General features: G+C 71.3%; 15 protein-coding genes. 13 read left to right on the top strand and 2 right to left on the bottom strand.

Annotation, left to right across the window (positions count from 1 at the left end; all coding sequences use genetic code 11):
* Positions 1-777: aminotransferase class III-fold pyridoxal phosphate-dependent enzyme (locus QZV97_RS19150; RefSeq protein ID WP_295646488.1), on the bottom strand; the 777-nt coding region annotated here is incomplete at its 3' end.
* A 212-nt stretch (positions 778-989) separates the two neighbouring features.
* Between QZV97_RS19150 and QZV97_RS19155 the strand changes: the two genes are divergently transcribed.
* Positions 990-1,322 (top strand): DUF3579 domain-containing protein, encoded by a 333-nt coding sequence (locus QZV97_RS19155; RefSeq protein ID WP_295646536.1) that lies wholly within the window; start codon positions 990-992, stop codon positions 1,320-1,322.
* A 66-nt stretch (positions 1,323-1,388) separates the two neighbouring features.
* On the opposite strand, the gene rpsT is transcribed toward QZV97_RS19155, so the two are convergent.
* Complete coding sequence (gene rpsT / locus QZV97_RS19160; protein WP_295646493.1) at positions 1,389-1,682, bottom strand: 30S ribosomal protein S20; 294 nt, start codon at positions 1,680-1,682, stop codon at positions 1,389-1,391.
* Positions 1,683-1,837: 155 nt separating this feature from the next.
* On the opposite strand from rpsT, the gene murJ reads away from it, so the two are divergent.
* The 12 genes from murJ to QZV97_RS19220 all read left to right on the top strand — a co-directional run.
* Positions 1,838-3,403 (top strand): murein biosynthesis integral membrane protein MurJ, encoded by a 1,566-nt coding sequence (murJ, locus tag QZV97_RS19165; protein ID WP_295646496.1) that lies wholly within the window; start codon positions 1,838-1,840, stop codon positions 3,401-3,403.
* Between the two features lie 143 nt (positions 3,404-3,546).
* Complete coding sequence (locus tag QZV97_RS19170; protein ID WP_295646499.1) at positions 3,547-3,750, top strand: hypothetical protein; 204 nt, start codon at positions 3,547-3,549, stop codon at positions 3,748-3,750.
* Between the two features lie 50 nt (positions 3,751-3,800).
* The gene (locus QZV97_RS19175) at positions 3,801-4,670 is read left to right on the top strand and encodes a SirB1 family protein (protein WP_295646501.1); all 870 of its coding nucleotides are present in this window, start codon (positions 3,801-3,803) and stop codon (positions 4,668-4,670) included.
* A 111-nt stretch (positions 4,671-4,781) separates the two neighbouring features.
* Positions 4,782-5,849, top strand: a complete 1,068-nt coding sequence (locus QZV97_RS19180; protein WP_295646503.1) for an AI-2E family transporter — start codon at positions 4,782-4,784, stop codon at positions 5,847-5,849.
* Between the two features lie 11 nt (positions 5,850-5,860).
* Complete coding sequence (gene hda / locus QZV97_RS19185; RefSeq protein WP_295646506.1) at positions 5,861-6,541, top strand: DnaA regulatory inactivator Hda; 681 nt, start codon at positions 5,861-5,863, stop codon at positions 6,539-6,541.
* Positions 6,538-7,215: an HAD family hydrolase gene (locus tag QZV97_RS19190; protein WP_295646509.1), complete on the top strand. Its 678-nt coding sequence runs from the start codon at positions 6,538-6,540 to the stop codon at positions 7,213-7,215. Before hda ends, QZV97_RS19190 begins: the two co-directional genes overlap by 4 nt.
* Entirely contained in the window at positions 7,212-8,783 is a 1,572-nt protein-coding gene (gene pcnB, locus QZV97_RS19195; RefSeq protein WP_295646513.1) for a polynucleotide adenylyltransferase PcnB, read from the top strand. Before QZV97_RS19190 ends, pcnB begins: the two co-directional genes overlap by 4 nt.
* Positions 8,784-8,785: 2 nt before the next feature.
* Positions 8,786-9,295 (top strand): 2-amino-4-hydroxy-6-hydroxymethyldihydropteridine diphosphokinase, encoded by a 510-nt coding sequence (folK, locus tag QZV97_RS19200; protein WP_295646518.1) that lies wholly within the window; start codon positions 8,786-8,788, stop codon positions 9,293-9,295.
* Between the two features lie 13 nt (positions 9,296-9,308).
* On the top strand, positions 9,309-9,788 hold the full coding sequence (locus QZV97_RS19205) for a DUF6265 family protein (RefSeq protein ID WP_295646521.1): 480 nt from the start codon (positions 9,309-9,311) through the stop codon (positions 9,786-9,788).
* 26 nt (positions 9,789-9,814) lie between these two features.
* Positions 9,815-10,171, top strand: coding sequence for a DMT family protein (locus QZV97_RS19210; protein ID WP_295646524.1), 357 nt, complete (start codon positions 9,815-9,817; stop codon positions 10,169-10,171).
* A 2-nt stretch (positions 10,172-10,173) separates the two neighbouring features.
* Positions 10,174-10,911: a deoxynucleoside kinase gene (locus QZV97_RS19215; protein ID WP_295646527.1), complete on the top strand. Its 738-nt coding sequence runs from the start codon at positions 10,174-10,176 to the stop codon at positions 10,909-10,911.
* 64 nt (positions 10,912-10,975) lie between these two features.
* The coding region (locus QZV97_RS19220; protein WP_295646530.1) for a DUF47 family protein at positions 10,976-11,203 on the top strand (228 nt) is incomplete at its 3' end.

The following is an 11,203-nucleotide window of genomic DNA, read 5'->3' on the forward strand; positions in this document are numbered from 1 at the left end:
GCCCAGGCCCTTGGCCAGCGGCATCACGTCGGGCTGGATGCCGGCCCACTGGTGGGCGAACCACTTGCCGGTGCGGCCGATGCCGCACTGCACCTCGTCGAGCATCAGCAGCCAGTCGTTCTCGTCGCACAGGCGGCGCACGGCCTGCAGGTACTCGACCGTGGCCGCATTGACGCCGCCCTCGCCCTGGATCACCTCCAGGAAGACCGCGACGACGTTCGGCCGCGTGTTCGCCACCTCGGCGATCGCCGCAGCGTCGTTCAGCGGCACCCGCACGAAGCCCTCGACCAGCGGCCCGAAGCCGGCCTGGACCTTCGGGTTGCCGGTGGCCGACAGCGTGGCGATCGAGCGGCCGTGGAAGGCCTTCTCGTAGACGATCACCTCGGGCTTGCCGATGCCCTTGTCGTGGCCGAACTTGCGGGCGATCTTCAGCGCCGCCTCGTTGGCCTCGAGGCCCGAATTGCAGAAGAAGGCGTTGTCCAGGCCCGACAGCTCGCACAGCGCCGTGGCCAGCTGCTCCTGCAGCGGCATCTGGTAGTAGTTGGAGCAATGGATCAGCTTGCCGACCTGCTCCTGCAGCGCCGGCACCAGCTTCGGGTGGGCGTGGCCCAGGGTGTTGACGGCGATGCCGCCCAGCGCGTCCAGGTACTCGCGGCCCTCGGTGTCCCAGACTAAGGCGCCGCGGCCGTGCGAGAGCGCGAACGGCAGGCGGCCGTAGGTGTTCATCACGTGGGAGGGCGTCGCCGTCTCGGGCTTCAGGGCTTCGGGGGCGTTCATCGGCGGACTCCTGGGCGGGCCGGCGCAGCGGCCGGGCTCAAGGATGAGGGGAAAGCGCCGATTGTAGGGAGGCCATGCTGCCGACCTGCGACGCCCCGGTCCTCGACGCCCCTCGCACGGCGCTGCCGAAATCACGTGCTGCGCTGCAGCACAATCACGTCCTGTCCTTCTTGCTGCCGGGTGGCCACGAACTGCCCGTTGCCGATCCGGCCGTGCCAGACGCCCCGAAACCTCCGCGCGAACTCTTCATCCAGGGCGTGACCCTCGAGGGCCGGACCTTCCGTCCCAGCGACTGGGCCGAGCGGCTGGCGGGTGCGATGTCGAGTTTCCGGCCGGGCGGGGCGCACATGGGGCGCATGGCACACATCGGCTACTCGCCCTACTGCGTGCCCAATGTCATCAACGGCATCAAGTGCGTGGTGGTCAACGAGGCGCTGCGGGAGCTCGAGCCCATGGCCTGGGACTTCGTCATGAACTTCGCGCGCGACAACCGCCTGCAGGTGGCCGAGGCCTGCCTGCTGCCCGACCCGCCGGCCCGGCCCTGAACCGGCTCCGCCAATGACAAAGGGCTCCTTGCGGAGCCCTTGTCGCTTTCCAACCCGGATGCGGCTTCAGGCCGCCAGCGCCTTGATCTTGGCCGACAGGCGGCTCTTGTAGCGCGCTGCCTTGTTCTTGTGGAAGAGGCCCTTGTCGGCGATCGAGTCGATCGTCTTCTGGGCGGCCTTGAAGGTCTCGCCGGCCTTGGCCTTGTCGCCACCGGCGACGGCCTTCAGCACGCTCTTGATCGCGGTACGGAACTTGGAACGCAGCGAGGTGTTCGCGGCGTTCAGGCGCACGTCCTGGCGGACGCGCTTGCGGCCCGACGCGATGCGGACCGATTTCTTGGCTTTGGACGAGGTGGCCATGGGGTGTCAGGGTTCCGGGTGGAAAGCCGGCGAGTATAGCAGCGGCGACCCGCCCGACCACGCTGACTGCGGGTGCCGCGGGCCACGTTAGTGGCCACTTCTATACTCCGGCGTCCTTCGCCCGACCGGCCCGTGTGCCGCAAGCCGCTCCGACCATGAACCTGCTGCGCGCCGCGTCCACCGTCTCCCTGCTGACGCTGGCATCGCGCATCACCGGGCTGGTCCGCGAGCAGATGGTGGCGGCCGCCTTCGGCGCCAGCGTGATGACCGACGCCTTCAACGTCGCCTTCCGCATTCCCAACCTGCTGCGCCGGCTGTTCGCCGAGGGCGCCTTCTCCCAGGCCTTCGTGCCCTTGCTGGCGGCCAGCCGCGCGCGCGACGGCGACGAGTCGACCCATGCGCTGATCGACGCCGTGGCGACCGTGCTGCTGTGGGCCGTGGTGGCGACCAGCCTGCTGGGCGTGCTGGGCGCACCGGTGCTGGTGTGGCTGATGGCGCAGGGCCTGCAGAAGACCGGCGGCTTCGACGCGGCGGTCGTCATGACCCGCTTCATGTTTCCCTACATCGTCTTCATGTCGATGGTGGCGCTGTCGGCGGGTGTCCTCAACACCTGGAAGCGCTTCGCGGTGCCGGCGGCCACGCCGGTGCTGCTGAACCTGAGCTTCATCCTCGCGGCCTGGCTGCTGGTGCCGCGCTTCGGCGCCTGGGGCATCGAGCCGATCTACGCACTGGCGGTCGGCGTGATGATCGGCGGCGTGCTGCAACTCGCGCTGCAGGTGCCGGCGTTGCGCCGCATCGGCGCCATGCCACGCCTGCGGCTGGGGCTGGGCGGGCTGCGCGCGGCCTGGTCTCACCCTGGCGTGCACCGCGTGCTCAAGCAGATGGCGCCGGCCATCCTGGGCGTGTCGGTGGCGCAGATCTCGCTGCTGATCAACACCCAGATCGCGACGCAGATCGGCGCCGGTGCCGTCTCCTGGCTCAGCTATGCCGACCGGCTGATGGAGTTCCCGACCGCGCTGCTGGGCGTGGCACTGGGCGTCGTGCTGCTGCCGCAGCTGTCGGCCACCCAGGCCCAGGGCGACGGCGAGCGCTACGCCGCGCTGCTGGACTGGGGCCTGCGGCTGGTGCTGCTGCTGGCGCTGCCCTGCGCGGTCGCCTTGATCGTCTTCCCGAAGGCGCTGGTCGCGGTGCTCTACCACCGCGGCGCCTTCAGCGCCGTCGACGTGCAGCAGACCGTGACCGCGCTGATGGGCTACGGCGCCGGGCTGCTGGGTCTGGTCGCGCTGAAGGTGCTGGCGCCGGGCTTCTATGCCAAGCAGGACATCCGCACCCCGGTCAAGGTCGCCTTGTTCGTCCTGGTGCTGACCCAGTTGCTGAACCTCGTCTTCGTGCCGTGGTTCGGCCATGCCGGGCTGGCCCTGGCGATCGGCTGCGGCGCGCTCGTCAACGCGCTGCTGCTGCTGGTCGGCCTGCACCGCCGTGGCAGCTGGCGGCCGGCGCCGGGCTGGCTGGGTTTCGCGCTCAAGGTGGTGGCCGGCAGCGCACTGATGGGCGCCGGCCTGGCCTGGGCCGCGCAGGCCTTCGACTGGGTCGCGCTGGGCAGCCAGGAACTGCTGCGTGCCGGCGCCCTGGCGGCCGTGCTGGGCGGCGCGGCCATCGTCTACTTCGGCGTGCTGCTGGTGCTGGGCATCCGGCCGGCGCAGTTCGTCCGGCGCGGCTGAACCACCGGGCCGCCGAGCCCCGGTAGGACGCCACCTACAGCGCGTCGCGCCGGCGTCCGGCCGACACCGCGACGGCCGCTGCCTACAGTTCTTCCCAAGCCGCCGCCGGATCGCGCCGGCTGCTCAACCGAGGAGGAACCATCATGAAGACGACCCAGACCACGCTGTCCATCCTGGCGCTCGGCGCCGCACTTGCGCTGGCCGCCTGCCAGCCCGCCGAAGGCCCGGCCGAACGCGCCGGCAAGCAGATCGATCAGGCCGCCGAGAAGGTCGGCGACCAGGTCGAGAAGGCTGGCGAAAAGATCGAGGACAAGGCCAAGGAAATCAAGAAGGATCTGAGCAACTGATCCCCGGGCCGCAGGTCGCCGGGCGGGCCCGGCTGCTCTAGACTGAGCGCATGCCCGCCCCGTTTTCGATCGAGGTGCCGACAGCGCTGGAGTACTTCGCGACCCTGGTCGCCGACGATGCCAGCCTGTCGCTCACCGAGGCGGCCGTCGCGATCGCGCAGGACGAGTTCCCGCAGCTCGACACCCAGTCGGTCCTCGCCGAACTCGACACGCTGGCCGATCGCCTGAAGCGCCGCATCCCCGCCGACGCGGCGCCGGTGCAGAAGCTGCGGTTCCTCAACCGCTACTTCTTCCACGAGCTCGGCTTCGCCGGCAACCTGAACGACTACTACGCCAGCGGCAACAGCTACGTGCACGAGGTGCTGCGCACGCGCCACGGCATCCCGATCTCGCTGGCCGTGATCTACCTCGAGCTGGCCGGCCAACTGGGCCTGGTGGCGCGCGGCGTCGCCTTCCCGGGGCACTTTCTCGTCAAGGTGCGCATGCCCAAGGGCGAGGTCGTGATCGATCCCTTCACCGGCCAGTCGCTGTCGCGCGACGAGCTCGACGAGCGCCTGGTGCCCTACAAGCGCCGGCAGGGCCTGCAGGGCGAGTTCGACATGCCGCTGGGCCTGTTCCTGCAGCCGGCGTCGCCGCGCGAGGTGCTGGCGCGCATGCTGCGCAACCTGAAGGAGATCCATCGCTCGGCCGAGGACTGGCCCCGGCTGCTGGCCGTGCAGCAGCGCCTCGTGCTGCTGCTGCCCCGCGAGTGGGACGAGCGGCGCGACCGCGGCCTGGCCCAGGCCGAACTGGGCGTCTGGGACGCCGCCGCCGACGATCTGGACGCCTACGTGGCCCACAGCCCCCAGGCCGAGGACCGGCGCGCCATCGCCGAGCGCGCCGCCGAGTTGCGTGCCCAGGGGCGGCCGCGGCTGCACTGAGCGCCGGCCGGCCCGCGGCCGGGCCCGTCGACCCGCCGCCTAGAATCCGCGCTCGTCCGCGGTCCGATCTCCAGGCTGTCCTCGCGCCTTCGTCCCGGCGCCCCCACCCCCATGAAACTGACTCCTGCCCAGACCCAAGGCCTCGCCTGGCTCGGCATCGCCGTGGTCGCGGTGCTGCTGCTGTGGCTGCTGGGGCCGGTGCTGACGCCCTTCGTCGTCGCGCTGGTGCTGGGCTATGCGCTGCATCCGGTGGTCGAGCGCCTGGCGGCGCGGGGCGTGCCGCGCTGGCTGGCCGTCGGCATCGTCGAGCTGCTGGCGCTGGTCACCGTGCTGGCGGTCGCGCTGCTGATCCTGCCCATCCTGCTGAAGAACCTGCCGGCGCTGCGCGACCAGATCCCGGTGATGCTGACCCGGCTCGACGCCTGGATCCGGCCGCTGCTGGGGCAGTTCGGCATCGAGGTCGCGCTCGACGTCGCGAGCCTGCGCGAGTTCCTGCTGACGCACCTGGGCGACAACACCGAGGGCTGGTTCAAGACCGTGCTCAGCTCGCTGCAGGTCGGCGGCAGCTTCGTGCTGGGCCTGGTCGGCACCGCGGTGCTGCTGCCGGTGGTGCTGTTCTATGTGCTCACGGACTGGACCCGGATCATCGGCCGCTTCCATGCGCTGGTGCCGCCGCGCTTCCACGAGGCCTACGACGGCTTCATGGCCGAATGCGACCACATGCTGGGTCAGTACCTGCGCGGCCAGCTGCTGGTGATGGCCATCCTCGCGGTCTACTACAGCGTCGGGCTGGCGCTGTTCGGGCTGGACCTCGCGGTACCGGTGGGCGTGTTCACCGGGCTGGCGATCTTCATCCCCTATGTCGGCTTCGGCCTGGGTTGCGTGCTGGCGCTGCTGGCCGGCCTGCTGGAGTTCGGCAGCGTCTACGGCCTGGTGATGGTCGCGGTCGTCTACGGCATCGGCCAGGTCGTCGAGAGCTTCTTCCTGACGCCGCGCCTGGTCGGCGAGCGCATCGGCCTGCACCCGATCACCGTGATCTTCGCCTTGCTCGCCTTCGGCCAGCTGTTCGGCTTCATCGGCGTGCTGGTCGCGCTGCCGGCCAGCGCGGTCGGCGTCGTGGCCTTCGGGCGCCTCAAGGCGCTCTACCTCGGCAGTCCGCTGTACCAGGGCCAAGGGTGAAGCTCGCGCCGATGAAGCAACTGCCCTTGCGGCTGGGTCCCGGGCCGGCGCAGAGCTTCGACAGCTTCATCGCCGGCAGCAACGGCGTCGCGCTCGCGGCGCTGCGCGCACCGCGAAGCGCCGGCGCGATCTACCTCTGGGGCCCCGCCGGCAGCGGCAAGAGCCATCTGCTGAACGCCTGCGCCCGCGAGGCCCAGGCCGGCGGCTGCGGCGCCGTCGCCTTCGATGCGGGGCAGCCGCTGCCCCGGCCGTGGGACGACGCTGCCGGCCTGCTGCTGCTCGACGGCTGCGAGGCCTACGACGCGGCCCGCCAGCACGCCGCCTTCGCGCTGTTCGTCGAGGCCGCGACCGCCGGTGTGCCCGTGGTCGCGGCCGGGCGCCTGCCGCCGGTCGACCTGCCGCTGCGCGAGGACCTGCGCACGCGCCTGGGCAGCGGGCCGGTGTTCCAGCTGTCGCCGCTGTCCGAGGCCGAGAGCCGCAGCGCGCTGCAGCGCGAAGCCGCGCGCCGCGGCATCGCGCTGTCGGGCGAGGTCGTCGACTACCTGCTGACGCGCTTCGCGCGCGACCTCGGCTCGCTGATGGCCTTGCTGGACGCGCTCGACGAGTTCTCGCTGGTCGAGAAACGCTCGGTCACCGTGCCGCTGCTGCGGCAGATGCTGGCCCGGCCGCCGATCGGGGAGCCCGCCCCGTGACGTCCGCGAACCTCTGCCTCTTCGACCTGGACCACACGCTGCTGCCGCTGGATTCGGACCACGCCTGGGGCGAGTTCGTCGTCGCGCTGGGCTGGGCCGAGCCGGCCGCCCAGCGCGCCGAGAACGACCGCTTCTACGCCCAGTACCAGGACGGCTCGCTCGACATCGAGGCCTACGTCGAGTTCGCCACCCGCGCCTGGCGCCACCGGCCCCCGGCCGAACAGGCCGCGGCCCACGAGCGCTTCATGGCCGAGGTGATCCGCCCGGCGCTGCGGCCCGAGGCCCGGGCGCTGGTCGAGCGGCACCGCGCGCAGGGCGACCTGATGGCCATCGTGACGGCGACCAACGAGTTCGTCACCCGCCCGATCGCGGCGGCCTTCGGCGTCGACGCGCTGATCGCCGTCGAGCTGGAGCGCGACGCGCAGGGCCGGGTCACCGGCCGCATCCGCGGCGTGCCGTCCTTCCGCGACGGCAAGACCACCCGGGTCGAGCAATGGCTCGGCACGCAGGGCCGGCGTGTGCAAGACTTCGAGCGCGTCGCCGTCTACAGCGATTCGATGAACGACCTGCCGTTGCTGGAACTGGCCACGCACCCGGTCGCCACCAATCCCTCCCCGGCGCTCGAGGCCCTGGCCCGCGATCGCGGCTGGCCCTTACTGAAGCTGTTCCCATGATCAAGCGATTCATCAACAAGCTGCTCGGCAAAGACGACGACGGCGCCGCGAAGGCGGCCCGCCCCAAGGCCGGCAAGCGCGTCGAGGTCCCCCCGGCCGACCACGGCATCGACCCGACGCTGGTCGACGACAAGGCGCTCAAGGTCGTCGCCACGCTGCAGGAGGCCGGACACCAGGCCTACATCGTCGGCGGCGCGGTGCGCGACATGATGCTGGGCCTGCGTCCCAAGGACTTCGACGTCGCCACCGACGCCACGCCCGAGCAGGTCAAGGCGCTGTTCCGGCGCGCCTTCATCATCGGCCGGCGCTTCCGCATCGTGCACGTGGTCTACGGCCGCGGGCGCGAGCACGAGGTGATCGAGGTCTCGACCTTCCGCGCCTACCTCGACGCCGCGGCCGCCGAGCAGGTCGCCGGCAACGAGAAGACCAGCAAGTCCGAGCTGCAGGGCAAGACCCACGTCGTCGATGCCAGCGGGCGCGTGCTGCGCGACAACGTCTGGGGCCCGCAGGTCGAGGACGCGGCGCGCCGCGACTTCACCGTCAACGCGCTCTACTACGACCCGCGGACGCAGATCGTCGTCGACTACCACGGCGGCATCGCCGACGCCAAGAAGCGCCTGCTGCGCATGATCGGCGACCCGGTCACGCGCTACCGCGAGGACCCGGTGCGCATCATCCGCGTCGTGCGCTTCGCGGCCAAGCTGGGCTTCGAGATCGAGCCCAAGACCCTCAAGCCGATCCGCGAGTGCGCGGCGCTGCTGGAGGCGGTGCCGATCTCGCGGCTGTTCGACGAGATGATCAAGCTGCTGCAGACCGGCCACGCGATCCGCTCGATCGAGCAGCTGCGCAAGATGGGCCTGCTGGGCGGTCCCGATCGCGAGGGACGGTCGGGCATCTTCCCGCTGCTCGACGCGGTGCTGGCCGACGCGCGCAAGAACCCTGCGCGCGAGGCCTTCATCAACGCCGCGCTCGCCGACACCGACCGCCGCGTGTCCGAGGACAAGCCCGTCGCGCCGAGCTTCCTGCTCGCCTGCCTGCTGTGGCACGAGGTGCTGGCCGGCTGGCAGCGCCTCAAGTCCCAGGGCGAGCCGGCCTTCCCGGCGCTGCAGCAGGCCATCGACGCGGTGTTCGACGCGCGCATCGGCGACATCTCCGGCCGTGGCAAGCTGGGTGCCGACATGCGCGAGATCTGGATGATGCAGCCGCGCTTCGACCGCCGCAGCGGCAACACGCCGGCCGGCCTGGTCGAGCAGCCGCGCTTTCGCGCCGCCTTCGACTTCCTGCGCCTGCGGGCCGACACCGGCGAGGTCGAGGCCGAGCTCGCCGAGTGGTGGGAGGACTATTCGCTCGGCGACGACGAGGAGCGCCGCGCGCTGCTCGATCAGGCCCGCGAGCAGGCGCGCGAGCAGGAGCACGAGCGCCGCGCCTCCGGTGGCGGCGCGGTGGCGGTGGCGGCCTCGGCCGAACCGGCGGCCAAGAAGCGCCGCCGCCGTCGGCGCAAGCCGGCCGGCGAGGGTGGCGCGGCCTCGGCGCCGGCCCAGGGCGCCCCGGGCGGCGCCGCGGACTGAACATGCAGGCGCCGCGACGCGCCTACGTCGGCCTCGGCGCCAACCTCGGCGACGCCCGCGCCGCGCTGCGGGCGTCGGTCCAGGCGCTGGCGGCGCTGCCCGGCACGCAGCTGGTCGCGCTGTCCTCGCTGTACCGCACCGCACCGATCGACTCCAGCGGTCCGGACTACCTCAACGCCGTCGCGGCGATCGACACCGGCATCGACCCCCCTGCGCTGCTGCTGGCGCTGCAGGCCATCGAGCAGGCGCACGGTCGCGAGCGCCCCTACCGCAACGCACCGCGCACGCTGGACCTGGACCTGCTGCTGCACGGCGACGCCGTCCTCGACACGCCGACGCTGACCCTGCCGCATCCGCGCATCGCCCAGCGCGCCTTCGTGCTGCAGCCGCTGGCCGAGCTGGCTCCGGACCTGCTGCTGCCGGGTCACGGCCGCCTCGACACCCTGCTGCCCGCCGTCTCCGACCAGCGCATCGAGCGCTGCGCCGGCCCGGACTGGGCCGCCATCCCCTGAAGGAGAACCGACCATGAAGACCATCCGCCACTGGCTCCTGGCCGCCGCGGCCACCCTGGGCAGCGCCGCCGCCCCGGCGCAGTCCGGCGCGCCCATCGACAACCTCGCCTGGCTGGCCGGATGCTGGTCGGGCGGCAGCGGTGAGCGCCGCTTCGACGAGCAGTGGATGGCCCCGCGAGCCAACACCATGCTCGGCATGGGCCGCACGCTCGTCGGCGGCGCGCTCGGCAGCTACGAGTTCATGGCGATCCGCGACGAAGGCGGCGGCCTGGTCTTCATCGCCCAGCCCTCGGGCCAGAAGCAGGCGTCCTTCCTGGCCGTGTCGCTGTCCGAGACCGGGATCGTGTTCGAGAACCGCGCCCACGACTTCCCGCAGCGCATCAGCTACCAGCGCCAGGCCGACGGCTCGCTGCTGGCGCGCATCGAAGGTGTTTCGAAGGGCCAGCCGCGGGCGGTCGACTTCCCGATGCGCCGCGTCGCCTGCCCGGGCTGACCCCCCCATCGTCCAGCGAGCCCGCGATGAACCTCAACCTGCCGATCCCGCTGCAGACCATCCTGCTGCTGACCGCGTCGAACGTCTTCATGACCTTCGCCTGGTACGGCCACCTGAAGACCCTGTCGCACAAGCCGTGGATCGTCGCGGCGCTCGTCAGCTGGGGCATCGCGCTGTTCGAGTACCTGCTGATGGTGCCGGCCAACCGCATCGGCGCGCAGCAGTTCAGCGTCGGGCAGCTCAAGATCATCCAGGAGGTCGTGACGCTGTCGGTCTTCGTGCCCTTCGCGGTGTTCTACTTGCGCGAGCCGCTGAAGCTGGACTACCTGTGGGCCGGTCTGTGCCTCGTCGGCGCGGTCTACTTCATGTTCCGCAGCCATTGACCATGCGCTTCCAGCACGTCGTCCTCGAGGGGGCCATCGGCGTCGGCAAGACGACGCTGGCCCGGGCCCTGTCCGGCTACTGGGGCGCCAAGCTCGTGCTGGAGCAGCCGGCCGACAACCCCTACCTGGCGCGCTTCTACGAGCACATGGGCGCGCACCCGGCCCACCCGCGCGGCAACCCGCTGGCGCTGCAGACCCAGCTCAACTTCCTGTTCCAGCGCGTCGAGCAGATCAAGGAGCTGGGCCAGCCCGGGGTCTTCGAGCGCGGCGTCGTCAGCGACTTCCTGTTCGCCAAGGACTCCATCTTCGCGATGCTCAACCTCGGCGACGAGGACCTGGCGCTGTACCGCCAGATCTACAAGCGCCACGCCGCCCAGGCCGTCGAACCCGACCTGATCGTCTGGCTGCAGGCCGAGCCCGACGTGCTGATGGCGCGCGTGCGCCGGCGCGGCCTGGCGATGGAGACCGCGATCACCGAGGACTACCTGCGCGCCCTGAACGACGGCTACCAGCGCTACTTCGCCAGCCACCGCGGCGCGCCGGTGCTGGCCGTCAACACCGAGGCCTTCCACCCCGGCGAGGACGCGGCCGACTTCCGGCGCCTGCTGGAGCGCATCGACGCCTTCGAGGGCCCGTTCGAGTTCTACGACCCGCCCGACCGACCAGGCCGCGCCGCCGAGGGGTTGATCCCGCCGGCGACCGTTCCCGGCGGGCTGATCGGGCTGGGCAGCGGATCGTGACAACAGTGTGACAATCCGGCCCGAGCGGCGCCGTCCTGGCGCCGCCCTCGCATCCGGAGCGTCCATGGTGTTCGGCAAGCTGCTGCCGCGTGAAGGCAATTTCTTCGAGCTGTTCGACCAGCACGCTGGCTACATCGTCGAGGGCTCGCGCGCCTTCATGGCGATGATCGAGCACTACGGCGACCTGACCGAACGCGAACGCCAGGCCGCCGCCGTCGACGACGCCGAGCACAAGGCCGACCGCGTCACCGCCGAGGTCAACCGCCTGCTGCACAAGACCTTCATCACGCCG

This window comes from uncultured Methylibium sp., from assembly GCF_902826655.1.
Taxonomy (GTDB): Bacteria; Pseudomonadota; Gammaproteobacteria; order Burkholderiales; family Burkholderiaceae_C; genus Methylibium.

Excerpts from the sequence above, each read along its gene's own strand:
- pcnB (WP_295646513.1), top strand. The coding sequence starts at position 7,212 with ATGATCAAGCGATTCATCAACAAGCTGCTCGGCAAAGACGACGACGGC.
- murJ (WP_295646496.1), top strand. The coding sequence starts at position 1,838 with ATGAACCTGCTGCGCGCCGCGTCCACCGTCTCCCTGCTGACGCTGGCA.
- QZV97_RS19180 (WP_295646503.1), top strand. The coding sequence starts at position 4,782 with ATGAAACTGACTCCTGCCCAGACCCAAGGCCTCGCCTGGCTCGGCATC.
- QZV97_RS19215 (WP_295646527.1), top strand. The coding sequence starts at position 10,174 with ATGCGCTTCCAGCACGTCGTCCTCGAGGGGGCCATCGGCGTCGGCAAG.
- rpsT (WP_295646493.1), bottom strand. The coding sequence starts at position 1,682 with ATGGCCACCTCGTCCAAAGCCAAGAAATCGGTCCGCATCGCGTCGGGC.
- hda (WP_295646506.1), top strand. The coding sequence starts at position 5,861 with ATGAAGCAACTGCCCTTGCGGCTGGGTCCCGGGCCGGCGCAGAGCTTC.
- QZV97_RS19170 (WP_295646499.1), top strand. The coding sequence starts at position 3,547 with ATGAAGACGACCCAGACCACGCTGTCCATCCTGGCGCTCGGCGCCGCA.
- folK (WP_295646518.1), top strand. The coding sequence starts at position 8,786 with ATGCAGGCGCCGCGACGCGCCTACGTCGGCCTCGGCGCCAACCTCGGC.
- QZV97_RS19205 (WP_295646521.1), top strand. The coding sequence starts at position 9,309 with ATGAAGACCATCCGCCACTGGCTCCTGGCCGCCGCGGCCACCCTGGGC.
- QZV97_RS19210 (WP_295646524.1), top strand. The coding sequence starts at position 9,815 with ATGAACCTCAACCTGCCGATCCCGCTGCAGACCATCCTGCTGCTGACC.
- QZV97_RS19175 (WP_295646501.1), top strand. The coding sequence starts at position 3,801 with ATGCCCGCCCCGTTTTCGATCGAGGTGCCGACAGCGCTGGAGTACTTC.